This window comes from Arthrobacter sp. H-02-3, from assembly GCF_003097355.1.
GTDB classification, from domain to species: Bacteria; Actinomycetota; Actinomycetes; order Actinomycetales; family Micrococcaceae; genus Arthrobacter; species Arthrobacter humicola.
Genome location: NZ_PYUI01000004.1, coordinates 197,886 through 222,993, shown reverse-complemented (window position 1 = coordinate 222,993; position 25,108 = coordinate 197,886). Strand labels below are relative to the sequence as shown.

The following is a 25,108-nucleotide window of genomic DNA, read 5'->3' as shown; positions in this document are numbered from 1 at the left end:
CACGGAGGACCCCCCAATGGCCCTGAGTGCATCCACTACCGTTCCGCACAGCGTCGACCGCGTTACCGCGGTTTTCGTCGATGAAGACTTCCTGCGCCACACGAGCGAGCTCGTTGGCGGCACGCTGGAATCCTTCGCCCTCGACGGAGATCCCGCCGGCGCGTTCAGCACCACCACCGTACGGACCATCCCCACCACCCGGATGCCGGACATCGCCCGGAAATTTGTCGGCGAGAGCCTGAAGGTGACGCAGCTGGAAGCCTGGGAGGCGCCCGCCGCCGACGGTTCCCGGCAGAGCAAGATCTCGCTGAAGGTCGCCGGCGCACCGCTGGATGTGAACGCTGTCCAGCGTCTCGTGTCCGACGGCGGCAGCACCCGGATCGAGCTCGAGGGCAACGTGACCTCCTCGGTGCCGTTCCTTGGCGGCAAGATCGCCGATGCCGCAGAACCGATGGTCGGCAAGGCCCTGAACCTGCAGTCCCAGCAGGCCCAGGCCTGGCTCGAGAGCCACTAGCACCATGCAGCTGCCCGCGTTCCTCGCCGTCGTCCTGATTGTCTCCGGCGTCTGGTCCCTGGTCGTCTGGCCGCAGTTCCTGCGGCGCGTCATGAAGGACCCGCGGGCCCGCGACGCCAACGGCAAGGCCACGCGCTTCCTGACCGTCCATGTGGTCCTCGTCAGCATCTCCATGGTGCTGGGGGCCGCGACGGCGGCAATCGGCATCGCCGGGCTGGTCAGCTAGCATTCGGCACGCCGGCGGCTGCCTCCGCCGGCGTGCCGAACGTCCTGCCCCGGTGACGAACGGGCGCTAGAATCAGCAAAAAGGTGGACCGCTGAAAGGGGACGCCGTTTGTCACCCCGCCGTGCGGCCGTCTGGGGGCTGGGCGCCTACATTTTTGTCCTTGGCCTGATCGCCCTCTGGCCCGTGCCCGTGGACCGGGACGCGTCCGATTTTCTGATGCGCTCACTGCGGAAACTGCACCGGTGGGGCGTCCCGCCGTGGTTCGACTACGGCGTGGTGGAATTCACCTCAAACGTGATCCTGTTCGTTCCGCTGGGCGCCCTGGTCGCCCGGATCCTGGGCCAGCGGCTCTGGTGGTGCGGGGCTGCGGCCGGCTTCGTGCTCTCCGCGCTGATCGAGCTCTCCCAGCTCGCCTTCCTCCCGGCGCGATTCCCCTCGGTCGCGGACGTCGCCGCGAACACCTTCGGCGCCATGGTCGGCGCCCTCCTGGCCCTCGTGTTCATGGCACGCCACGAACACGCCATGACACCCTGAGCTCAGGCCGCCAGCGCCTTGCCGAGGGCGTCTTCCGCGGCCACCCAGGAGAGCATGGCGCACTTGACCCGGGCGGCGTAGCGGGATACGCCCTCGAATGCGGCGGCGTCGCCCAGCAGCTCCGGGTCGGCCGCCATCTTGCCGCGCGAGCGCAGCACTTCGCGGAAGCTGTCAATCACGGCGCGCAGCTCCTCGACGGTCATGCCCTCGGCAAGGTCCGTCAGCACGGAGGCCGAGGCCATCGAGATCGAGCAGCCATCGCCTTCCCAGCGCAGCTCGCTGACTTTCCCGCCGGCCACGGACACCCGGACCGTGATCTCGTCGCCGCAGGTCGGATTCAGCTGGTGGGACTGCCCGCTGCTGGCCCCGGCAGGTGCCTCCGCCGCGGCCAGGCCGCTGCCGTGACGGGCCTTGGAGTGTTCCAGGATGATCTGCTGGTAGAGCTGGTCAAGACTCATGGATGTCCGTCCTAGGCTTGGAAGTAGGCACGGACATCGGCGACCGCGTTGAGGAACGCGTCCACATCGTCCGTGGTGTTGTACAGGTAGGTGCTGGCCCGGGTCGTGGCCGTCAGTCCGAGCCGGCGGTGCAGCGGCTGGGCGCAGTGGTGTCCCACCCGCACGGCAATGCCCCGGCTGTCCAGGAACTGGCCGACGTCGTGCGCGTGGACGCCCGCGACGTCGAACGCGGCAAGGCCAATCCGTTCCTCCCCCGCCGCGGGGCCCAGGACCCGGATTCCGGGGATGGAGCCCAGGCCTTGCACCAGCCGCTGCCCGAGTTCTGCCTCCCAGGCATGGATGCGGTCGATCCCGGTTTCGCTGAGATAGTTCACCGCCGCGGCGAGGGCGACGGCCTGCGAGATGCGCTGGGTGCCGGCCTCGAAGCGCTGCGGGCTCGGCAGGAAGCCAGCCCGTTCCATCGTGACGGTGGTGATCATGGAACCGCCGGTCAGGAACGGCGGCATGGCGTTGAGCAGCTCCGAGCGGCCGTAGAGGGCCCCGATTCCGGTGGGCGCGAGCATCTTGTGGCCGGAGAACACCGCGAAGTCGACGTCGAGCGCCTTGACGTCCAGGGGCAGGTGCGGCGCGGACTGGCACGCGTCGAGCACCACGAGCGCCCCCGCGGACCGGGCCAGGGCTACGAGGGCCGGCACGGGATTGATGGTGCCCAGGACGTTGGAGGCGTGGGTGAATGCCAGGACACGGGTGCGGGGGCCGATGATGCCGGCGGCGGCCTCCAGGTCCAGGGCTCCGGCGTCGTCGATGGGGATGAACTTCAGGACGGCGCCGGTCCGGGCCGCCAGCTCCTGCCAGGGAATCAGGTTGGCGTGGTGTTCCATTTCCGTGACGACGAGTTCGTCGCCCGGGCCCAGCGCGAACCGGGCGGCGTCGGGAGTCGCGCCGGGCAGGGAGGCGTTCAGGAACGAGTAGGTGAGCAGATTCAGGCCCTCCGTGGCGTTGGAGGTCCAGATGAGTTCGTCCCACTCCGCTCCGATGAAGTCGGCCACGGTCTCCCGGGCGTTTTCGAACACCTCGGTGGCCTCGACGGCAAGATGGTGTGCCCCGCGGTGCACCGCAGAGTTCCGCCGCTCATAGAACTCCTGCTCGGCCTCGAGCACGCTGAGCGGGTTCTGCGAGGTGGCCCCGGAGTCCAGGTAGACGAGCGGTTTGCCGTTGACGTGCTGCTGCAGGATCGGGAAGTCGTTGCGGATCCTCAGGACCTCGTCGTTTCCGAGCGCGGCGGCAGAGCGGCGGAGGTGGGCTGGGGTGGCAACCATGGCGGGGACTCCTGGATCGGCGTTCGCTGCGGCGCACCCCGGCCGGCCGGGCAGCCGGCCGCAGGAAATACGTCACACAGATTAAACCTAATTATCCCACGTTCCCGCAGCCCTCCTGCGCGGCCACCGCGCGGAGCCGCACGCCGCGGAACTCAACGGGAGGTCCGGCGTCGTAATTCTTCAGCAGGGTCAGCCACGCCCCGCCGTAGCGGGTGTCCCCGGAGGAGACCTCCCACCCGGAGGTTCCGCCGCCGTCCCGGCGGACGCCAACGCGCCACGGACCCACCGACACCACGAACTTCATCCACTCCCCGGACCGCGGCGCCGGGGAGCCGGTTTCCGCCAGCCGGACGGGGGCCGCCGGCCCGGCGTCCTGCCGGTAGAGCGCCATGGTGCCGTCCGCGGCGACGTCCAAAGCGTAGCCGGGGACCTTCGGGGCCGACCCCGGACGGTTCGGCGCGTCGGTGTCCTGGCCAAAGGCCACGCCCGCCCCGGGTCCGGCCGCCGGGAGCCCGGACGGCCAGCGGAGCTCGAACTCGAACTCCCAGTCCGGGGAATCCACGGCCCCGGCCAGCGAGCCCAGCACGTAGCCGGACTTATCCGGGCCGGACATGCGGACGGCCCCGTCGGCAAAAGCCGGCTGGTCATCCCAGACGGCGTCGGCGGCCCACGGCAGATCGCCGGTGCCGCGGCGCCCGGCGGCGAAGCCGTCCTGCTGGAGCGGGCCGTCCTGGTGCAGGACATAGCGGACGTTGGCGCAAATGAATCCCCGGACGCCCAGGTCCCGGAGTCGGGCGTACTCGCTGCGCCGATGCAGTTCCCAGGCGAGTACCGGTTTGCCGGAGGCGACCACCTGGCGGATCATCGCTTCCGGAACGGTGTAGTGGACTCCCAGCAGGTCTGTCCGCGGGATGAGCTCCGGCACCTTGCCCTGGTCCCGCGCGGTCATGTACCCGAAGGTGGTGTAGCCCCGGGCCGCGGCGAGGGCGTGACCGGGCGAAGCGGAAGGCTGCTTCCACACCACGTGGTCCCGGGCCGCGGGATAGCTCTCCAGGAGGGTCAGGATTTCGTCGGCATTGGTCCCGGGCTTGTCCTCCAAGAAGATCACATGGCTGGCCGCGAAGGTGTCCAGGACGTCAGTGAGGAGCGCGATGGGCTCCAGCGGTGTGGCCGGTCCCAGCCAGGCCCGGGCGTCGTTGCGCAGCCGCTCCAGCGCGGCGTAGGGTGCCCGGGCGATGGTCAGGTCAGTGCCGGTCAGCCGCCGGGTGTTCAGGTCGTGGTGGCAGACGAGCACACCGTCCAGGGTGGCCGACACCGAAACCTCGATCGCCTTCAGCCCGGCGGCCGCGGCTCCCTGGTAGGCCCGCATGGTGTGCTCCGGCCAATTGTCCCCCGAGCCCCGGTGGGCGACGAAGAACGACGGCGATGCCAGCAGCGTGGCGAGCGTGAAGGGCCCGTTGTCCCCCGGCGCCGCGACGGCGCCCTCCGTGACGAAGCCCCCGGCCGCGGACGCCGCCGGCGCGATCACCGGCCGCGGTCGGGAAGCGACCCCGGCCGCCGGGCTTCCTGGGCAGCCCGCGCAGCCGGCCGCACCCAGTACGGTCCCGGCGGCGGCGAGGCCCAGGAACTGCCGCCGGCCGATCATGACGAGCCGGCGTCCGGCAGGTTCGCCGCGGCGAGGACCGGGGCCTTCACGGGGGCAGTCGCAGGCGCCGTACGTGCCCGGGCCTCATCGGTGGCGATGACCACCATGGCCAGCACGGTCCAGATCACGATGCCGGCGGCGGAACGCGTGGCCAGGGAACTGTACGTTTGCGGAATGACCACCGCCATGATGCCGGCCAGCGCCAGGCCCGGGTACCCGGTCCGCAGGCCGCGGAGCACCATAACGGCCATGGAACCGAAGTAGAGCAGGGCGAACAGGAGCCCGAAGTCGATGCCGTACATCAGGGTGGGGTTCTCGAAGCTCGATTTCAGGCCGGCCTGGGCCGCCAGCCGGAAGCTGGAACCGATCCCCTGTCCGGCCACCGCGAAGTCGCTCCAGCGGCTCAGGAAGTACTCCACGGCAACGCCCCGCGCCTCGCCGGACCCGGTGTCGTTGGCAACCCGCGCCGCCACGCCGGCCACCAGCGGGGACGCCATGATGGCCATGATGGCTCCCGTCATCACCGTGAGCATGACCGTCTTGACCCAGACGGGCCGGCGCACAAAAAGCACCACCATCACGGTCGCCACGGCCAGCGCCACAAGTCCCACGCGGGACTGCGAAATCAGCATGGCGACCGCCATGAGGCCCAGCAGCCCGGCCTGCAACCACTGACGCGTGAGGCCTGCCACCAGCGGAGCCGCAACCGCGATGGCGAGGGAGAGTGCGAGCGGCTGGTCCAGCGTCCCCATCCAGCGCCCGTAGTCCCTCGCGAACCAGTACTGGGTCTTGAACCCTGACTCGTAGAACAGGACCCGCCCCGTCAGCCACTGCGCGACGGCGACGGCACACGCGAGGGCAACGAGCGCCAGGAGCACGGACCGGAGCATCACCACGAGCCCTCCGCCCCGGACGGCGTCGGAGAGCAGGAGCAGGAAGAACAGCACCGGCGCCGCGATCTGGTCCACCAGCACCACCATTCCACCCCCTGTGTCTGAGGTGGACGTGGCCAGGAACGCCGCCGCCATGACCACGCCCAGAATCAGGAACAGGGGGAAATGCCGGCCCAGGACCACGCGGAGGCTGCCCGGGTCGTGAAACAGCCGGACGAGGAAAATCGAGAGCACCAGCCAGGTCGCGGCGTGGACGGACAGCGGGCCGGAGGACACTCCGGTGACGGTCGCGGACCCGATGGCCGGCACCAGCAGCCATAGGGCCAGCACCGCCGCCGCAGGCACCCTGACCTTCCTGCGGAAGAAGAACGCCGCCGCGAGGCACAGTCCGATCCAGGCCGCCAGCTGCATTCAGGCCACCCTGCCGGGCAGACCGACCGGGCCCGGCACCACGACGGCGTCCACGCTCACCGCCGGGCGGCGGAGTGCTTGACCGGTGCCGGTTCTGCGGGCACCGCCGGGGGCGTGCCCTTGGCGCGTTGGCTCGGCTTGCGCAGCCTGCCCGGCTTGTTCTGCTTTCGCAGCTTGCCTGGTTTCCCGGGGGGCTGATTGCGGCCTTCGGACAGGCGGAGCGGAAGGGCATTCAGCACGGCACCCGCCACCGTCGCCTTGACCAGCACAAGGTTCCGCAGGGACGCGCTCAGCAGTTCGCGCGTCACGCTCTGGTATCTGACCACCAGCACCGTGGTATCGGCCTGCACCGCGAGCAAGGCAGCGTCGCTGAGGGGCTGCATGGCCGGGGCGTCCAGGATGATGCGGCTATAGCTGCCGCGCATCTCGCCCAGGGCGGCGGTCATGGTCTGGCCCGCCAGAAGTTCGGTCGGGTTCTCGGGAACCGAGCCCGCGGCCACAATGTGAAGGCGGTCGCTGGCCGTTTTCTGGATGACGCCGGACAGGCCCGCCCGGCCGGCAAGGACCTCGGCGAGGCCAAGTGCGTTGCCGAGCTTGAGCTCTGTTGCCAGCCGGGGCCGGCGCAGGTCCGTTTCAACAACAAGGACTTTCTCGCCCGCATCTGCCCAGGCCCGGGCCAGCATGAGCGCCACGGTCGTCTTGCCTTCCCCCGCCCGCGCCGAGGAAATGAGCACGACGCCGGAGGCCGGCAGCGCGGACAGGTGGTCCATGTTGGTGCGGAGCCGGCGTGCCGCCTCGTCCAGCAGGGAAGACTGCCGCCTGTTCAGGATGTCGGACATGGTGCCCGCCTCGGAGCTGGCCGGGACGCGCGCCAGCAGCGGCAGCCCGGACGCGTCTTCGACCTCTTCGGGAGTCCGCAGCGTATGGTCCATCATCCGGCGCGTGACCGCGATCGCGATGCCTGCGCCGAGGCCAAGCAGGGCGCCGAGCCCAAGGTTCAACGCAAGCCGGGGGGACACCGGGTCCGTCTCAGCGGTGGGGCCGGCCACCACGTTCAGGTCTGTCTGGCCGCCGCCGCTCTGGGTCCTGGCCTCGACGTTGTCCAGCGCCGGGTTCAGGCCGGAGACGATCTCCCGGGCCACCTGGTTGGCCTTGGCGGGGTCGGGAAGACTCACGACGACCGTCAGCATCAGCGTGTCCTGGTCCGCCGAGGCAGTGACGCTCTCCGCAATGTCCGTCGCCGACAGGCCGGTGGAACTGCTGCTGACCAGCCGCTCAACAAACTTGTCGCTCTTGATCAGGCTCGCGTAGGAGGCGATGCGTCCCCGCGACAGCTCGAGGGACTGCAGGGATGACTGCCCCGCGGACGGCGGCGACACGACATAGAACTTGACGGTGCTTTGATACACCGGCTTCGCCGTCGCTGTGACACCCCAGGCAATGCCGATGCCGGCGAGCAGGCATACGAGCACAACCAGCCAGCCCCGCCCGATTGCACGTCCGTACTCAGACAGTTCCAAGCGAACCCCCCATACGGCCACCACGCCGTGCCTGTAGCGGCACGGTTCTTCATGGTCCCTTGACGCACCATTATTGACTGCGTCCGTGCCATGCGGAAGCTTTTTGCTTCTGTGTCTTTGGCGGCAGGGCCCGATTCCTAGCCAAACTCCGGGACCGGCCGTAGTCTTTTCCCTAAGCTAGGACGGTCCTGCAGGTCCGGACACCACGTGACTCCGGGCAGTAACGGAACAGGTCCTGGCGGCAGGTCTCAGTGGCGGGTCTCAACAACAGGTCCCGGGGACATGTCCCCGTGGCCGGATCGGTGTTCCTGCATCAGCAGCGGCGCTGGTCCTGTTCGGTGGTGCCTTCCGCCGCGGTACCAATCGAGGGGGCACACGATGAGGACTGGCGGGGAGCAATTCTCGGTATTGGTGGCACACCCCAGCGCGGACCTTTACGGTTCGGACCGGGTGCTGCTGGAAACCATCGACGGGCTGCACCGGAGCGGTGCGCGCGTCCTGGTGGCCCTGCCGTCGCCGGGGCCCCTCGTGCCCGAACTCGAGCGCCGGGGCGCAGCCGTCATCCTGTCCCCGACGCCGGTGCTGCGCAAGAGCCTGCTCACGGCCCCGGGCCTGGTGAAGCTGGCCGGCACCTCAGTGCACGGACTCCTCCGCAGCATCGGCGTGATCCGCGGCGCGCGCCCGGACGTCATCCTGGCGAACACCATTACGGTCCCGCTGTGGACGGCCGCGGGACGGCTGACGGGTGTACCGGTGGTGACCCACGTCCATGAGGCGGAGGCCAACGCCCCGCGGGCCCTCCGCGCGGCCCTCGCGCTGCCTCTCCTGTTCTCCCGCGGCATCCTGACCAACAGCCAGTTCAGCTCCGACACGTTGGCTGCGGCACTCCCTGCGCTCCTCGGCCACTCAAGAGTGCTTTACAACGGGGTCCCCGGGCCGGCCCATCCCGCACCGCCCCGGCCGGACCTGCACGGGGGGCTCCGCATCCTGTATGTCGGACGGCTGTCCCACCGCAAGGGAGTGGACGTCGCCATCGACGCGCTGTTGCGGCTGCGCCGGGACGGCGTGCCGGCCCGGCTGGCGGTGGTCGGCGCGGTATTCCCGGGATACGAGGACTACGAGGCCGGCCTCCGGAGCCAGGTCCGCGCCCACGGCGCCGAAGGCCACGTCAGGTTCCATGGCTTCCAAAATGACGTCTGGCCGTTCCTTGCGGAGTCCGACGTCGTGGTGGTGCCCTCTCGGCTCGACGAGCCGTTCGGCAATACGGCCGTCGAAGCCGTCCTGGCCTCTCGGCCCGTCGTCGTCAGCAATACTTCGGGCCTGCGGGAGGCCGCCGCGGGTTACCGGTCGGCGCAATTCGTCGAGCCTGGCGACCCCGTGGAGCTCGCCGCCGCGCTCGCCCGCGTCGCCGGCCAGTGGCAGGACTACCGGTCCAGCGCCAGCTCCGACGCCGTGGAAGCGGGCCGCAGGCACAGCCCGGAACGCTACGGGACCCTCATGGCGGGGCACCTGGCGCAGGCTGCGGGCAGGCTGCTGTGATCAGCCGCGCCGCCCCGGGCACCGCCACAGGTCCGGGCACGCAGCCCAAAACGGCGCGGGGCGTCCGGTGGAGCTTCGGAGCAGTGCTGGCCCGGCAGGGGTTCCAGATGCTCTGCGCCGTGGTGCTGGCCCGGCTCCTGGGACCGCAGAGCTATGGCGTCATCGCGGCAGCCACGGTGTACATCAGCCTCGTGGCGCTGCTGCTGGACCAGGGCCTCTCCGCGGCGCTGGTCCAGCGCGCCGAGGTCACCCGCCGCATGGCGGGGGCGACCGCCATGCTGAACCTGCTCGTGGCGGTCCTGCTCGGGATGGTGACCTGGTTCGCCGCTCCAGGGATCGCCCAGTTCTTCGGCGTCGCTGAGCTCGAGCCGATCCTCCGGCTGCTGGCATTGGCGATCCCCGTCAAAGCCCTGGCCATTACGCCGCGGGCCATGCTGTCCAGGGAGCTGGCCCTCCACAAGGTCGGCGCGGCGGATATTGCCGCGGCCGCCGCGGGCAGCGCGGCCGGGATCGGCGCGGCGCTTGCCGGGGCCGGCCCGTGGTCCATGGTGTACCAGGTGGTCACCACGGACCTTGTTTGCAGCGCGTTGCTCCTGGCGGCCAGCCGGGGGCCCGTCCCCAATTTCGCCTTCCGGACCGTCGCGCCGCTGTTCCGGTTCAGCGTCAGCGTCTTTGCCACGGACTGCCTGGCCTACTTCTCCCGGAACCTGGACAACATTCTGGTGGGACGCGTGCTCGGCGTCGCCGCCCTGTCGCTGTACGGGATGGCTTACCGCATCCTCGTCATCCCCGTGCAGTTGATCGGGCAAACCGTCAACAGGGTCATGTTTCCGGCCTTTTCCCGGGCGGCGGGCACCCCGGAGAAGGTGGCCGCAAGCCTCGTGTCCGCGACGCGGCTGCTGGCGATCTCGGCGGTTCCGCTGATGACCTTTGTGGCCTGCGCCGCGCCGGAGCTCGTGGGCCTGGTCCTGGGTCCCGAGTGGCTGCCCGCAGCGGGGCTGGTCAGTGTGCTCGCCATCGGGGGCGCACGCGAGACCATTTTCTACGTCACGCCCTCCCTCATGAAGGGCCTGGGCCAGGGCGGGTTGATCTTCCGGTATGAGATCCTGGCCGCCGTCGTGCAGGTGGGAGGAATCGTGATCGGACTCCAGTTCGGCGTCCTCGGCGTCGCCGTCGGGTACTCTGCCGCCGGTTTCCTCCTCACGCCCGTGCTCCTGCGCATCCAGTCCCGGCTGACCGGGGTGAGCCTGAAGTCCCAGTTGGCGGCCATCTTCCCCGCGGTGCATGCCGCGGCCTGGGGCGCGGCCGGGTACTGGGTTTTGGCCCTGGCCGGCGTGTCCGGCGTGTGGCATCTGTTTGGCGGGTTCGCGGTCTTTGCCGCCCTCGCGCTCGCCGCGCTGCGGGTCTTCCACCGGGACACGCTCTCCGGTTACGTCGAACAAGCCCGGACGCTCCTAGGACGGCCTGCCGCCCGGCAAGCCCCGACGACGAAAGGCCAGAATGGCTGACATGACCCATCCCGGCGCCCGCCCTGCGGAGGACGGGTCCGCCGTCGGACTCCCGGCGGACGGCCTCGTTATCGCGGTGCTGACATACCGCCGGCCGGACGACATCGCCCTGGCGCTGCCGCGGCTGGCCTGCCAGGCTGGCATGCGCCAGGCCGGAGCGGGCCGGCCACGGAACGGCCTGCCGGAGGAACGGCCCGCCACGGTGCTGGTGATCGACAACGACCCTGCGGCGAGCGCCCGCCCCATCGTGGAGCAGCTCGCGGGCGCCTTCCCGCCGGGGCTGGTCCGGTACGTCCATGAGCCGAAGCCCGGGATCGCGGCGGCACGGAACCGCGCCCTCCGGGAAGCGGCGTCGAGCGCGTTGCTTGTCTTCATTGACGACGACGAGGTGCCGTCGGAACAGTGGCTGGAGCAGCTGGTGGGGCTGCAGCGCTCCACCGGCGCCGCCGCCGTCGTTGGTCCTGTGATCAGCGAATATGAACACGAGCCGGAGCCGTGGATCGAAGCCGGAAACTTCTTCCACCGCCGCAGGCTCGCCACCGGGACCCGGCTGGATGTGGCCGCGACCAACAATCTCCTCGTGGACCTGCGGCAGGTCCGGGCCCTGCGGCTCTCGTTTGATGAACGCTTCGGCCTTAGCGGAGGCTCCGACACATTGTTCACCCGCCAACTCGTCCAGCGCGGCGGGGCCATGCTCTGGTGCGACGAGGCCGTGGTGGTGGACCGGGTTCCGTCGTCGCGGCTGACCCGCAGCTGGGTACTGCGCCGCGCCCTGCGCAGCGGCAACTCCGCCGCGCGGGTCAGCCTGGAACTTGCCGCCGGCGCCGCGGCCCGGCTGGCTGCCAGGGGCGTTTGCCTGGGGTCCGGTTCAGTCCGCCTCGCCGGGGGCACGGCGCGTCTGGCAGCCGGGGCCGTCAGCGGATCGTCCCGGCATCAGGCCAAGGGATTGCGGACGGCCGCCCGGGGCCTGGGCATGGCCGCCGGCGCGTTCGGCTACGTCTACAGCGAGTACCGCCGAAAATAGTTTTCATGCCCTTTCACCGCGACCGGACCTGCTGCCGTGAACGCCGGACCCGCGGCTGTTTTTCCGGCGTGTCGCAAGCGACGCGCCAGGGCGTGATCAAGTTGGAATGCGCCATGAGGGGACGTTATCAATTTGCAACGTCACAGGAGCTCGGCTAGCGTGTTGGCTCAGAAGCCGGGGTCGGGGATACCGCCCGGGAAGTCAGTCGCGAGTGCCGCGGGTCCGCCCACGCCTCGCCCAGGTCCCACGTCACCCTGGGCCCCAAGAACACCCCTCGCGCTGACAATGCACGAAGCAACATACCGGCGCGGCCTGCACGCCGCCGGCAGACAGGCCCGAGGGCCTCCCGCCAGTTCCGCTATGTCCGTTCGATCCCCCGTGCCCGGAGAGCAAGACAATAGAGGTATGACACGATGGCCATTGGCTCGAAAAAGATCCAGCGCAAAAACATCCGCGCAACGTATGCCGCAGGTGCTGCGGCGGTGACAATCACTGCCCTCGCCCTGACCGCCGCTCCGGCTGTCCAGGCTGCGCCCGCACTCGCGCCCGCCGCGCTGACCCTCGGTTCGTACCAGCCGAGCGCGTCCACCACCGGCGTTCCGGCCGGAACGGCCCTGAAGGCCTACAACACCTCGGGCGCGGACCTTGTCATCACCACGGACGGCACCGTCCTGAACGGGCTGGACATCTACGGCGACATCAAGGTCCGGGCCAAGAACGTGGTCATCAAGAACAGCCGGCTGCACGGCGGCAAGGCGATCCCGAAGTCCAATACCGGAGTTGTCGACGCCACCAGCGCCGCCGTCGTCAACCTCGTGGTCCAGGACAGCACCATCGTCCCGGACAGGCCATCCTATTACCGCGACGGGATCGTCGGCCACGACTACACGGCCCGGCGGAACCACATCCAGGGCTCCAACGACGGGCTCGGCATCTTCAACCGCCCCGGCGGCCCCGTTACCGCCAACGTGACGGCCGAAGGCAACTACATCCACGGACTGACGTACTGGTCCTACGACCCCGCGCACAGCGACGGCACGCACAATGACGGCATCCAGGTCCAGGGCGGCCAGAACATCCGGATCGTCGGCAACAACATCGTGGCCAACTCCAAGCCGGGCACGGGCAGCGCGCCGAATCCCCGAGGCACCCACGCCGGAACAGGCATCATGCTGCAGCAGAATGTTGCCCAACTCGCCAATGTGGTGGTCGACAAAAACTGGGTGGACGACGGCCAGACGTCGATCAACATTGACAACGGCAAGTACTCCAAGATCACCGTCACGGTCTCGAACAACAAGCTCGGCCGCAATCAGTTCGACTTCGGCAACGGCTCGAAGTATCCGATCCGGGTCATCAGCCGCGCTGCCAGCACCGTGGGTGGCCTGACCACGAGCAACCACTGGGCCGACACCCAGGCCCTCTTGGTGGAAGGCAAGACCGGCGGCATCCGCTACAACTACTAACGTGCAGGTGCGGGGCCGGATCCGTGACGGATCCGGCCCTGTTTGTCTGCCATGTGGCGTGCCTGTCATTTGGCTTTCAGGCTCACGGTCGGCGACGTCATGGCGTTGCCGAAGGCATCGTTGGCCACGAGTTTGTAGTCGTGGGTGGTTCCGGCCGCCACGGAGTCGAGGAACTGCATCGAAGGCCGGTACCAGAACCTGGACGAGACTGTCCGGGTACTGATGATCTTCCCGTCCCGGTACAACTTGTAGGTCAGCCTGGAGCTGTCACGGTCCCAGTTGGCTTGCCAGTTGATGGAGATCGTGCCGGTCGACGGCGAAGCCAGCACAGGTTGGGTGGACGCGGCGGAGGACCGCGGCCCCTCCCTATTGGGGGCGAGGCTGCTCACGGCGAATCGTGCCAGGCCCTGCTGCCCGCGCAGGTTGACGTTCAGAAACTCGCCGCCCATCACCACGTACTGATCGTTGCCCGCAACGGTCCACGGGCCCTGGTTCTGGCCGGTAGCCGTACCGGTGTCCAGGTCCGGGAACCACACCAGCAGCGTTGGCATGGGCTGGCCGAGGAAGCTTGGAAGCCGTGAACTGGGCCGGGTCAAGGTCCCCGCGGCCGCCTTGCTGTAGGCGAGCGCGCGGTGCCAGGAGCGTGGGTCGGATTCCGGGAAGCCGTCGATCTTCCCGCAGTCGTGCGAGTGCCCCGCCTTGTAGACGGCGGTGCTGCTGGCAAAGATGCTGTGCGAGTCGCCGCGGCAGTCATCAATCCACGTGATGGCGAGGTCCTGCCAGTTCGCGGCAAAGGACCCCTCAAGATTTCCGGTGCCGCCGCCGGAGACCAGGAGGAACGCCGTCCCGTACCAGCTGGTCCCGTCGCTCGAGAGCGAGGTGACGGCCGCGTAGGTGCCGGCGTTGCGCACGAGCTTGTTGGCCGGGGTGGCCAGGTTCCTTCCGCTGACCGCGTCCACGGCGCCGAGGCCAAAGCCCGGGTCGCTGCTGCCGTTCAGCGTGGTGAAAGCACCGCCGACGACGATCTTGCTGCGGTCAGGGGCGAGCACGAGGGCATTGACCCGTCCGCCGTGGGCCGCGGGCTGCCAAGCCAGCAGGGCGCCGTCGGAAGCACGGACCGCCGCCAGCCGCGACCTCGAGGCGGACCCGACCGTGGTGAAGGCGCCGCCCAGGTAGACGGTGTCCGGGGTGGCCACGATCGCCCGGACTGACCCGGACATCGGCGGGGCCCAGCCGGGGATCACGGCCCCGGTCGCAGCGTCCAGGGCCACCACCTTGCGTACAGCGTGGCCGTTGACCTGGGTGAAATCGCCACCCACATAGAGCCTCTTGCGGTCCGGGGACGCGGCCACCGCAAGGCCCTGGGCGTTCAGGGATGCCGTGAACGTGGTGATGAGCTTGCCCGTACTCAGGCTGAAGGCCAGGATGTTCTTCCGCGGCGTCGTCTGCGTCCCGGCCGGTGCCCCGGCGGGCCGGGCAGCACTGAATTTGCCCACGGCGTACACCGTGTCGCCGATGACGGCCTGCTGCCACACCACCCCGTCAATCTGGACTGTCGGCAGCGAATCCGCCGTGACCGTCACAGGACTCGAGGGAAGGCCGGGGTCGGCGGGCGCCGAGTCCGCGGCGGCGCCCGGGGCGGCCGCGAGGACCAATGCCGTGACCAGCACGGCGCCGGCACCCGCCTTCCAGGCCCGGGCAGCGGCCGGCAGCCGGTTACGCCAACGACGGAAGCGGTGACTGCTCCCGGGCCGTCCTCCGCGATGAAGCGCGGGCGCTCCCCCAACTTTCCAGGACATCAGTGTCCTCCTTCGCTCGGCGTCGTCATTCCTGGAGTGATATCCCGGTGACGGCGTCCCATTCCCGGTCTTCCTGGTCCCATATCTCCCTGTCTCCTCAGCCGGACCGCACATCGAGGTTGTCGAACCGTGCCAGCACCGGGGCGTTGGTCGCGGAACCGGACAGGTAGGCCAGCAGCCCGACGGATCCCGCGTCCTGCATGCCGGCGGTGGCGTCGGTGGCCGTGACGCTCCAGGTTCCGGGTTCCGGGGATCCCGTCCGCCATGTCTTCGCCCGGAGGGTGGTGGGCGCGGTCCCGGTGACCTCCACCCGCAGCTGCAGCTGCTGTCCGGCCGTCAGCGTGATTCCCGGCGTGAACTGCCCGAGCACGGTCTCCGCGCCGCCGGAGAGCCGGGTCAGCTGGAGGGTACTCACCCCGTTGGCCGCCACCTTGACCTTGCCGCGGTATTCGGACGTGCCCACGCGACGGCCGGTCACCCCGAGGTAGGAGCCTCCTCCGTTGCCGATCTTGTCCAGCGACACCGTCACGAGCGAGTTGCTCGCGGCGGTCGAAACCGACGGCAGGAAAGCGGACGGACCCCGGCCTGCGGCCAGGCTCATGGCACCTTGCCCTGAGCTGACCGAGAAATACGACGCCGAGCCGTTCAGCGACCACGCTCCGCCGGCATCCGCCGTTCCCCAGCCGGTGGCCAGCGTGCGGGCAAAGGCGTCCTGGGCCAGGACCCCGCCGGAGGTGACGGTGATGGCCTGGCTTGTGGAGCCGGTGGCGCCGCTGTTGTCGGTCACGCTCAGCGTGACCGTGTAGGTTCCGGCGGCCGCGTAGCCGTGCGACGCCGTGACGCCGGTGCCGGTGCCGCCGTCGCCGAACGCCCACGAGTAGCCCGTGATGGTGCCGTCGGGGTCCGTCGACGCCGCCGCGTCGACGTTGACCGTCAGCCCGGCGGTGCCGGCCGTGAACGCGGCCGTCGGCGGGGTGCCGGTGGAGCCTGCGATGGTGATGCTGCGGCTGTCTCCCGTGACGGTGTTCCCCAGCGGGTCACGGACGGAGATCCTGTAGCTGTGCTGGCCGGCAGCAAGGCCGGCGTCGGTGAACGCCAGGTCCGGGCGCTGCCAGAAGGTGGACTGCGCCGAGACGGTCTGGACCGGGACGGGATTTCCGTCGCGCAGGATGCTGTAGCTGAGGTTCGAGTTGTCGCGGTCCCAGTTGGCCTGCCACTGCACCCTGACCTGCCCCGCGCCGGGGCTTGAGAGGGTGGGCACGAACGCGGCCCCGGTGACGCGCGGGCCCTGCAGGTTGGGCGCCGCCTCCCGGCGCGCAAACCGGGCCAGGCCCTGTTGCGGCTGCTGGTTGACGTTGCGGAACTCCCCCACCATCACCACATAGGTGTTGTTGCCGGTCACGGCCCAGGGGCCCTGGCTTTGGCCGCTGACCGTTCCGGTATCCATGTCCGGGAACCAGTTCAACAGCGACGGTGCGGGCTGCCCGGTGAACGACGGGTAGCCGAGCGGATCCTTCACGAGCGTCCCGGTTGCCGCCTTGCCGAAGGAGACCGCCCGGTGCCAGACGCGCGGGGTGACTTCGGGAAATCCCCCCAGGTTGCCGCAGTAGTGCGGGTGGCCGGCGACATAGACCGCGGTATCGGTGGCAAAGGCGCCATACGAATCGCCGTGGCAGTCCTCCACCCACTTGATCCGCCCGTCCGACCAGTTGGCCGCGAAAGCGCCTTCCAGGTTGCCGCCCGTGCCGTAGATGTAGCCGGTGCCATAGAAGCTGGTGCCGTCCGTGGACAGCGACAGCACCGCAGAGTCCGTTCCGGCATCGCGGACGACGTCGTTGGCCGGCAGGGGCAGGTTGGCGCCGGTGACGGCGTCAACCATGCCGAGCCCGTAGCCCGGGCGGGAGGAGTTGTTCAACGTGGTGAACGCCCCGCCGGCCACCACCCGCGTGCCTTCGGGAGAAAGGGCCAGGGCGTTGACCTTGCCGCTTGCGGCAACCGGCGCCCACGCCAGCAGCGCACCGTTCGCGGCGCTGACGGCAGCGAGCCGGGAGCGGGCAGCGGACCCGACGCCCGTGAAGGTGCCGCCCATCCACACGGTCCCGGCCGAGGCCGTGATGGCCCGGACGCTGGCGTTCATCCTCGGCGCAAACGACCCGATCAGGCTCCCCGACACGGGATCCAGGGCGGCGACCCGCCACCGCTGCACGCCGTTGACCGACGTGAAATCCCCGCCGATGTACAACCGCGATCCGTCCGGCGACGCCGCCACGGCGAGCGCCTGGGCATTCAGGACGGGCGCGAAGCCGGTGATGAGCCGCCCCGTGGTGATGTCGAAGGCCAGGATGTTGGGCCGGGCGGTCAGTTGCGTCCCGGGCGCGGCGCCGTAGGGGCGGGCGTTGCTGAACTGGCCGACCACGTAGACCGTGTTCCCGATCACGGTCGATTGCCACGCGACGCCGTCATGCTGGGCGGTGGGCAGGCTGTCCGCCGTGACGGTCACCGGGGTCTTGGGGTCGGCGGGGTCCAGGGGTGCGGAATCCGTGACGCCGCCGGGTGCCCCCGCGAGCGCCGCGGCGAGGAAGAGGGCCAGGGCGAGAGCCAGGGAAAGGGCCAGGGCGGCGGCGCGGCGGGAGGCCGGATGGGCCCGCGGCGCACCGCCGCTGCCGCCGGCGCCGGTCTCCGTGGCGGTTCCGGCGTCCGATTCTCTTCGCCAGGTCATGGCATGACCCCTTCCTCTGGCCTTAAGGGTTTCGCCTCCTTAGAGCCGGCGTGCCCCTCAGTTGAGCCGCACATTGAACTCATCAAACCTTGCCTGCACCGGCGCGTTGGCCGCGGTGCTCCACAGGAACGACATCAGCCCCACCGAGCCGGCAGTCTGGAGCGAGGCCGAGGCGTCGCCGGCTGTCACGAGCCACGTTGCGGGTTCGGGGGCACCGTCCCGCCAGACTTTCGCCTGAAGAGCGGCCGGCGCGGTACCTGTCACCGTCATCCGCAGCCGGAGCTGGTCGCCGGCGGCGACGGTCAGGCCGGGCACCGTGACGGACTGCAGGGTGGTTTCTGCACCGCCCACGAGCTTCGTCAGGTAGAGGGTGGTGCTCCCGGTCGAAGAGATCTTGAGTTTGGCCCGGTACTCGTCCGCCCCTGCCTTCCGCCCGATGATGCCCAGGAACATGCCGCCGCCGCTGGCGATCTTGTCCGTCGAGGCCTTGACCTGGAGGTCCGCGGCCGGGGCGGAGACCCCGGAGAGGTAGGCGAGGCGCTGGACACCGGCCGTTGCCAGCGTCATGGACCCAACACCGGAGCCGACGGCAAAGTTGCCCGCGGTGCCGTTGACGGTCCAGGCCCCGCCGGTGTCCGCCATGCCCCAGCCTTGGGCCGTGGTCCGCCCGAAGGTATCGGCCGCGATGACCGAGTTCGGCGGCGGGGCAGTCACTGTGACCGTCTTCGTGACGGTACCGGCGGCGCCGTTGTTGTCCAGCACCGTTAGGGAAACGGCGTAGCTGCCGGCCGCGGCGTAGGTGTGCGACGGCGCGGCGCCGGTTCCAGCGGATGCGTCGCCGAAGTCCCACGCGTAGGAGGCGACGGTTCCGTCGGGATCAGTGGAGGCGCCGGCGTCGAAGGCTGCCGTGAGGTTGGTGACCGTCGCCGTGAACTGGGCGGACGGCGGCTGGTTCGGCTGGACCGAGACCTGTGCGGTGCTGGTGCTGACGGCTCCGATGGTGTCGGTGACGGTCAGGGTGATGGTGTAGGTCCCGCCGCCGGTGTAGGCGTGGGATGCGGTTTTCCCGGTTCCCGTGGATGAGTCGCCGAAGTCCCAGGCGTAGGAGGCGATGGTGCCGTCGGGGTCGGTCGAGGTGGACGCGTCCACGGTCGCCGTGAGCTGGCTGGTGGTGGACGTGAACGCGGCCACGGGCGGCTGGTTGCCCGGCGGGGCCGTGGCCGTGACGGTGCGGGTGGTGCTCGCGGAGTTGCCGTCGCCGTCCGTGACGGTCAGGCGGACAGTGTAGGAACCGGCCGCCGTATACACGTGCTGGGTGGTGACGCCCGTGCCGGTGCTTCCGTCGCCGTACGCCCAACTGTAGGACGCGATGGGGCCGTTCGGGTCCGAGGAACCGGAGGCGTCGGCGCTGAGGGTCAGGTAGGTGATGGAGGAGGCGAAGGCCGCCGTGGGGGGTGTCGCCGGGGTGGCGAGCGTGCGCCCGGAAGCGCGGTAGTGGGTCTGGACCTGCTGGAGGCCGAGGGCCGCGGGATAGAGTGCCACTTCGTCGATGTCACCTTTGAGGCTGCCGCTGCTGGGCTGGCTGGGCCAGGTGCCCACGAGGTCTGAGCCGATCCGCCAGTATCCGTCAAAGACGCGGCCGGAGGTGACGTCGGTACGGAAGGCCGCCCGGGCGCCGTCGATGTAGAGGAACATGCCGCCGCCGCTGAGGGTGGCGATGACCTGGTGCCATTGGCCGTCGTTGAACCCGGTGCCGCTGTTGACGGTGCGGACGGCTCCGTTCCACAGGCCGAAGTAGATGCGTCCGGCGTCGTCCATGTAGACGTTGCGGTCGGTGACCCGGGACGTGCCGCTGGCAACGTTGCCGAATCCGATGATCTTCCCGCCCGCGGTGGTGGCCGTGCGGACCCAGGCCTCGGCGGTAAAGACATCCGGCGCCCGCTGGAACCCGGTGTCGGCGGCGACGCCGTTGACGGTGCCGTCAAAGGTCCCGGCGCCCGTCGCTTCTGCCACGGCGCCGTCGGCCCGCAGCCCGGCACCGGTGCCGGCGGCGAGGTCCTCGGCGCCGGCCGAATCCACCAGGGTGGGTCCCGTGGCGTCGTTGAAGCGCCAGAAGTTCCCCGGGTGGTCGGCTTGGACGGCGTCGGCGTAGCTGCTGGCCGGGGTGGAGGCCGCGGCGGTGATCGAGACGGTGTCGGAGCGGGACTCGTTGCCCAGCGGGTCGGTGACGAAGATCCGGTACCTGTAGGTCTGGCCGGGCACCAACCCGGAGTCGAGGTAGCTCATGCCGGGCCGCTGCCAGAAGGTGCTGTCCTGCGTGACGGTGTAGGCGGGGGCGGCGGTGACGCCGTCGCGGATGACGCGGTAGGTGAGCCGGACGTTGTCCTGGTCATAGTTGGCCTGCCAGCGGATGCGCACCGTCCCTGCTGCGGGAGAGCTGAGGCTCGGGATGCTGCGGGCCCCGCTGAGGACCGGGCCGCGGGTGTTGGGGGCCAAGTCCCGGACGGTGAAGCGGACGAGGCCCTGCTGGCGTGTGCCGTTGACGGTGGTGAATTCGCCGCCCAGGACCACGTACTGGCTGTTGCCCGTGACCGCCCAGGCCCCCTGGTTCTGGCCGGTATAGGTTCCGGTGTCGAGGGTGGGGAACCAGTTGAGCAGGGAGGGCGAGGGCAGTGCTGCCCAGTTGGGGTAGCCGAGCGGGTCCCGGTTGATGGTGCCGGTGGCGGTTTTGCTGAAGGCCAGGGCGCGTTGGAAGCTCCACGGCTCGGTCTGCGGGTAGCCGCCGACGTTCCCGCAGTAGTGGGCGTGGCCCACTTTGTAGATGACGTCGGCGGCCGGGTAGACGGCGTAGGTGTCACCGTGGCAGTCCTCCAGCCAGGTGATCGGGCCGCCGTTCCAGCCGGCCGCGACCGTTCCTTCGAGGTTGCCGCCGGTGCCGAAGACGTAGCCGGTCGCGTAGACGTTGTCGGCGTCCCCGCTCAGGCTGGTGATGGCGGAGTTGACTCCGGCGTCGCGCACGCGGTCGTTGACGGCCCAGGGCAGCAGACCCCCGTTGACCGTGTCCACCGCGGCGAGCCCGTAGCCCGGGTTGGCGGAGCCGTTGAGTGTGGTGAACGCGCCGCCGACCACCATGCGGGTGCCGTCCGGCGACAGGGCCAGGGCATTGACCCGGCCTGCTTCGGCCGAGGGAGCCCAGGCCGTGAGCGCCCCGTTGGCGGTCTGGAAGGCGGCCAGCCTGCTGCGCGCCACGGAACCTACGGCGGTGAAGAGCCCGCCAAGGTACACGGTGCCGGCGGTCGGCACGATCGCCCGGACACTGGCGGCGACCTTGGGCAGGAAGGAGGGAATGAGCGCTCCCGTGCCCGGATCGAGCGCGGCGACCCGCCAGACGCTCGTCCCGTTGACGGAAGTGAAGTCACCGCCCACATAGATCCGCGAACCGTCCGGGGACGCGGCGATGCTGTAAGCCTGGGCGTTCAGTACCGGGGCAAACGGAAGCAGTTCACCGGTGGTGAGGTTGTAGGCCAGGATGTTGCGGCGGATCACGGTGTTGCTCCCTGCAGGGGAGCCCGCCGGCCGGGCCGTGCCGAAGCTTCCGGCTGCGTAGACGGTGTTGCCGACCACCACCTGTTGCCAGACGACGCCGTCGATCTGGACCGTCGGCAGGGCATCCGCCGTCACCGTGGCCGGGGTGGCGGGGCTGGCCGGCTCCGGCGGGGCGCTGTCCGCCGCCGCCGGAGCCACTGCCGCAAGCCCCAGGGAGAATGCGAGCGCTGAAGCCGCGAGGGCCGCCACAACCTTGTCCAGCAGCCGGTGCGGTGCCCGGCGGCCGCCGGCGGCCCCTTGCCGTGACTTCAGCATCGTCATGGCCTCCCCCAGGTCCCCGGGCCTACGGGATCTTCACGGCGAGGGTGTCGAACCGCAACACCACCGGGAAATTGGTGGACGAACCGGACAGGTAGCCCACCAGACCGGCCCCGCCGGCCACTTGGAGCTCCGGCGTCGAGTCGCTCGCGCTCAGCTGCCAGGCCGCCGGTTCGGCCGCCGATGCCCGCCAGACCTTCGCGCTGAGCGCCGTCGGCGCCGTGCCCGAAAGGCTGAGCCGGATCATCAGGGGGTCATTGGCGGCCATGGTCAGTCCGGCAATCGCCAGGGGCCCGGCAATGGTCGTCTCGGCATTGTTGATGACCCGGGTGAGGTACAGCGACACGGCACCGTTGCTGCCGACCTTGACCTTGGCCCGGTAGTCGTTGTTGTTCGCCCGCCGGCCCAGGAGGGAGGCGAACATTCCGCCGCCGTCGGCGATCTTGTCGGCGGAGACCGTGACGGTTCCGTCGAACGCTGCCGTGGACACCGAGTTCAGGAACGCGCTGCGGCTGGCTCCGGCGGCGCCGAGGGTCACAGCACCGGAGCCGTTGTTCACGGCGAAGCTGGTGCTGCCTCCTGAGACCGTCCAAACCCCTCCGGTATCCGCCGTGCCGAAGCCTCCGGTGACGGTCCGTCCGAAGGCGTCCGCGGCGACGACCGTGTTGGATGCCGGGGCCGTGACGCTGACCGTCCGGCTCGCGGTGCCGGTGGCACCGTCGTCGTCGGTTACTGTGAGGCTCACGGTGTAGCTGCCGGCATTGGCGTAGGTGTGCGACGCCGTTGCCCCGGTTCCGGTGCTGGCGTCACCGAAGTCCCAGGCGTAGCTGGTGACGGTCCCGTCCGGGTCCGCGGACCCGGACCCGTTGAAGGCGACGGCGAGGTTGCTGGCCGTGGAAGTGAACGCCGCCGTCGGGGCCACGTTGGCCGGCGGGGCCACCACGGTCACGGTATGCACGACGCTGGCGGTGTTGCCGGTGTTGTCCGTCACCGTCAGCCGGACCGTGTATGTGCCGCCTGCCGCGTATGGGTGCTGCGCCGTGAGCCCCGTGCCGGTTCCGCCGTCGCCGAAGTCCCAGGCGTAGGCGGCGATGGGACCGTTGGCGTCCGAGGACGTGGTGCCGTCCACCGACGCCGTGAGTCCGTTGACCGTTGACGTGAACCCGGCCACCGGAGGCGCGGGCGGGGCGTTGACGGTGCGGCCGGAGGCCACGAAGTGGGCCTGCACCCGGGACAGCGGCAGTACGGTCGGGTAGATGGCGACGTCGTCGATCTGGCCGTTCAGGTACCGGCTCGTCGGACGGTTGGGCCAGCTGGTCAGGTTGTCGCCGCCGATGCGCCAGAAGCCGTCGATCGGCCACGCGGATGTGGTGTCGGTCCGCCCGGCCAATACGACGCCGTCGAGGAACAGTTGCATCCCGTTGGGGCCAAGGGTCGCCACGACGTGGTGCCACTGGTTGTCGTTGAACGACTTGGTGGTGTTGACGGTGATCCGGGCGCCGGTTCCGCTGGAGCCGGTGGGGCGGACGCCGAAGTAGATCCGGCCGTTGTTGTCCATGTAGACGTTCCGGTCGAAGTCGGCCGAAACGCCTGTCTGCGAATTGCCGTAGCCGATGATCTCGCCGCCCTGGGTGGTGTTGGTCCGGAACCAGGCCTCGGTGCTGAAGACCTGCGGGCGGAGGGACAGTGTCGGGCTGGCGGCGACTCCGTCAGTAGTGGCGTTGAAGGTGGCGGCCGTGTCGGAATCCGCGGTCACCGCGCCCGCGGCGCCGAAGCTGACGCCGGGCCGGACGATGAGGTCGTCCTTGCCCGCGAGGTCCACGCCGGTGGCCCCGCCGGTTTCGCCGAGGCGCCAGTAGTTGCCGGGCTTGTCGGCCAGGACCTGCTGGGCGTAGCTTCCCGGTGCTGTGACGGACCCTGGAACCGTGATGGTGACGGTTTCGCTGCGGGACTCATTGCCGAAGGCGTCCCGGGCGTAGATGCGGTAGCCGTAGCTCTGGCCGGCGGTCAGGCCGGTGTCCAGGAACGTCATGCCGGGCCGCTTCCAGAAGGTGGAGGCCTGCTTGACGGTGGAGATGACGGCGCCGTTGCGGCGCACCTCGTAGGTGAGGTTCTCATTGTCCTGGTCCCAGTTCGCCTGCCAGCGGACCCGCACGGTACCGGCCGCGGGGCTGGAGAGCGTCGGGTTGGAGTTCACGCCGCTCAGGCGCGGTCCGCGCAGGTTCGGCGAGAGGCCGGTCCGCGGGAAGCGGGTGAGCCCCTGCTGCGGCTGGTTGTTGATGGTGGTGAACTCCCCGGCCATCACGATGTAGTCGTTGTTGCCGGAGACCGTCCACGCACCCTGGTCCTGGCCCGTGAAGGTCCCGGCGTCCAGGATCGGGAACCAGGTCAGCAGTGACGGCGACGGGTTCCCGGCGAAATCGGTGTAGCCGTGGCTTTCGGCGGTCACCGTCCCGGTGGCCTTCTTGCTGAAGGCGATGCCGCGGTTGAACTGCCAGGGTTCGGCCTGCGGGAAGGCACCGATATTGCCGCAGAAGTGTGCGTGGCCGGCCAGGTAGATCGCGTCGCCGAGCGGCTGGATCGAATAGGTGTCCCCGTGGCAGTCCTCGAGCCAGTTGGTGGAGTCGTCCGCCCATGTGACGGAGAACATGCCCTCCAGCGTGCTGCTGCGGCCGAAGGTGTAGCCGGCGCCGTAGACGTTGACGCCGTCGGAGGCGAGGGTGGTGATGGCGCCGGTGGTGCCGCCGTTGCGGGCGATGTTGTTGATTTTGAAGGGAAGGACCGCGCCGAGGGACGTGTCCACCTTGGCCACGCCGTACCCGGGGTTGCTGGAGCCGTTGATGGACGTGAACGCCCCGCCCACCACCATGCTGGCGCCGTCCGGGGAAAGAGTCATCGCGTTGACCCGGCCGCCGGAGGCCACCGGGTTCCACGGCAGGAGCGCGGCGTTGGAGGCGCTGACCGCGGCGAGCTTGTCCCGGGTGACGGAGCCGACGGCGTTGAAGAGGCCGCCGAGGTACACGGTGGTGGAGGTTGCCACAATCGAGCGGACCGACGCTGACATGCGCGGCAGGAAGCTGGTGATCAGGGCACCGTTGGCGGGGTTCAGGGCGACGGCCCGCCACACAGTGGAGCCGTTATAGGCAGTAAACGCCCCGCCGACATACAACCGCGACCCGTCGGGGGACGCTGCAAGGGCCGTGACCTCCCCGTTGAAGCTGGGGGTGAAGGTGGTCAGCAACTCTCCGGTGGTGAGGTTGTAGGCCAGGATGTTGTTCCGGGGGACCGTTCCTGTGCCTGCGGCGGCACCGGCGGGCCGGGCCTCGGTGAAATTACCGCCAACGAACACCGTGTTGCCGATGATCACCTGAGTCCAGGCGACGCCGTTGATCTGGGCGGTAGGCAGGCCGTCGGCGGACACCGTGACAGGGGTGGCCGGGCTGGCCGGATCCGCGGGAGCGGTGTCTGCCGCGGCGGACTGGCTTCCGATGAGTCCCAGCGACAGGGCCAGCGCGGCGGCCAGCAGCAGTGCCAGCGTCTTTTTCGCAGCAGTCCCCACGGTGGTGTAAAAGGCGGTGATGCGGGCAGTCGTGGTTGTGGCGGTTGCCGGCATCGGTGCCGGGCCGGCGGGCGGCCTTGCCCCTCTCCCCCGAGCGCTCCCCAGCGTTG

The 25,108-nt window shown here is 69.8% G+C and carries 16 protein-coding genes; 7 read left to right on the top strand and 9 right to left on the bottom strand.

The annotated features are described in order from the left end of the window. Positions 1–16 precede the first annotated feature (16 nt). The 3 genes from C9424_RS06465 (at position 17) to C9424_RS06455 (ending at position 1,274) form a co-directional block, all read left to right on the top strand. Positions 17–514 (top strand): DUF2505 domain-containing protein, encoded by a 498-nt coding sequence (locus tag C9424_RS06465; RefSeq protein ID WP_116766067.1) that lies wholly within the window; start codon positions 17–19, stop codon positions 512–514. Positions 515–518: 4 nt separating this feature from the next. Further along, complete coding sequence (locus tag C9424_RS06460) at positions 519–740, top strand: SCO4848 family membrane protein (protein ID WP_116766066.1); 222 nt, start codon at positions 519–521, stop codon at positions 738–740. Positions 741–848: 108 nt separating this feature from the next. Continuing rightward, positions 849–1,274: a VanZ family protein gene (locus C9424_RS06455; RefSeq protein WP_161958198.1), complete on the top strand. Its 426-nt coding sequence runs from the start codon at positions 849–851 to the stop codon at positions 1,272–1,274. A 2-nt stretch (positions 1,275–1,276) separates the two neighbouring features. Here the strand turns inward: C9424_RS06455 and sufU are convergent, their stop codons facing one another. The 5 genes from sufU to C9424_RS06430 all read right to left on the bottom strand — a co-directional run bounded on the left by sufU (position 1,277) and on the right by C9424_RS06430 (position 7,520). Then, positions 1,277–1,732: a Fe-S cluster assembly sulfur transfer protein SufU gene (gene sufU, locus C9424_RS06450; protein ID WP_116766064.1), complete on the bottom strand. Its 456-nt coding sequence runs from the start codon at positions 1,730–1,732 to the stop codon at positions 1,277–1,279. 11 nt (positions 1,733–1,743) lie between these two features. Then, positions 1,744–3,051, bottom strand: coding sequence for a cysteine desulfurase (locus C9424_RS06445; protein ID WP_116766063.1), 1,308 nt, complete (start codon positions 3,049–3,051; stop codon positions 1,744–1,746). Positions 3,052–3,142: 91 nt separating this feature from the next. Then, the gene (locus C9424_RS06440; RefSeq protein ID WP_116766062.1) at positions 3,143–4,696 is read right to left on the bottom strand and encodes a glycerophosphodiester phosphodiesterase; all 1,554 of its coding nucleotides are present in this window, start codon (positions 4,694–4,696) and stop codon (positions 3,143–3,145) included. Then, positions 4,693–6,000 (bottom strand): hypothetical protein, encoded by a 1,308-nt coding sequence (locus tag C9424_RS06435; protein ID WP_116766061.1) that lies wholly within the window; start codon positions 5,998–6,000, stop codon positions 4,693–4,695. Before C9424_RS06435 ends, C9424_RS06440 begins: the two co-directional genes overlap by 4 nt. A 56-nt stretch (positions 6,001–6,056) precedes the next feature. Continuing rightward, complete coding sequence (locus C9424_RS06430) at positions 6,057–7,520, bottom strand: polysaccharide biosynthesis tyrosine autokinase (protein WP_133247485.1); 1,464 nt, start codon at positions 7,518–7,520, stop codon at positions 6,057–6,059. Positions 7,521–7,931: 411 nt separating this feature from the next. Here C9424_RS06430 and C9424_RS06425 point away from each other — a divergent pair, with 411 nt between their 5' ends. The 4 genes from C9424_RS06425 (at position 7,932) to C9424_RS06410 (ending at position 13,057) form a co-directional block, all read left to right on the top strand. Beyond that, complete coding sequence (locus tag C9424_RS06425; protein WP_237563323.1) at positions 7,932–9,059, top strand: glycosyltransferase; 1,128 nt, start codon at positions 7,932–7,934, stop codon at positions 9,057–9,059. Continuing rightward, positions 9,056–10,567, top strand: coding sequence for a lipopolysaccharide biosynthesis protein (locus C9424_RS06420; RefSeq protein ID WP_161958197.1), 1,512 nt, complete (start codon positions 9,056–9,058; stop codon positions 10,565–10,567). The genes C9424_RS06425 and C9424_RS06420 overlap by 4 nt, the downstream gene beginning before the upstream one ends. A gap of 1 nt (position 10,568) precedes the next feature. Beyond that, positions 10,569–11,591 (top strand): glycosyltransferase family 2 protein, encoded by a 1,023-nt coding sequence (locus tag C9424_RS06415; RefSeq protein WP_116766057.1) that lies wholly within the window; start codon positions 10,569–10,571, stop codon positions 11,589–11,591. A 413-nt stretch (positions 11,592–12,004) separates the two neighbouring features. Beyond that, entirely contained in the window at positions 12,005–13,057 is a 1,053-nt protein-coding gene (locus C9424_RS06410; RefSeq protein ID WP_116766056.1) for a right-handed parallel beta-helix repeat-containing protein, read from the top strand. A 65-nt stretch (positions 13,058–13,122) separates the two neighbouring features. On the opposite strand, the gene C9424_RS06405 is transcribed toward C9424_RS06410, so the two are convergent. The 4 genes from C9424_RS06405 to C9424_RS06390 all read right to left on the bottom strand — a co-directional run bounded on the left by C9424_RS06405 (position 13,123) and on the right by C9424_RS06390 (position 25,052). Then, a complete protein-coding gene (locus C9424_RS06405; RefSeq protein WP_133247484.1) occupies positions 13,123–14,856 on the bottom strand; it encodes a hypothetical protein in 1,734 nt (577 codons plus the stop codon). A gap of 97 nt (positions 14,857–14,953) precedes the next feature. After that, the gene (locus C9424_RS06400) at positions 14,954–17,575 is read right to left on the bottom strand and encodes a PKD domain-containing protein (protein ID WP_116766054.1); all 2,622 of its coding nucleotides are present in this window, start codon (positions 17,573–17,575) and stop codon (positions 14,954–14,956) included. A 57-nt stretch (positions 17,576–17,632) separates the two neighbouring features. Then, positions 17,633–21,442 (bottom strand): PKD domain-containing protein, encoded by a 3,810-nt coding sequence (locus C9424_RS06395; RefSeq protein ID WP_237563322.1) that lies wholly within the window; start codon positions 21,440–21,442, stop codon positions 17,633–17,635. Between the two features lie 22 nt (positions 21,443–21,464). Continuing rightward, the gene (locus tag C9424_RS06390) at positions 21,465–25,052 is read right to left on the bottom strand and encodes a PKD domain-containing protein (protein WP_116766053.1); all 3,588 of its coding nucleotides are present in this window, start codon (positions 25,050–25,052) and stop codon (positions 21,465–21,467) included. Positions 25,053–25,108 lie beyond the last annotated feature (56 nt).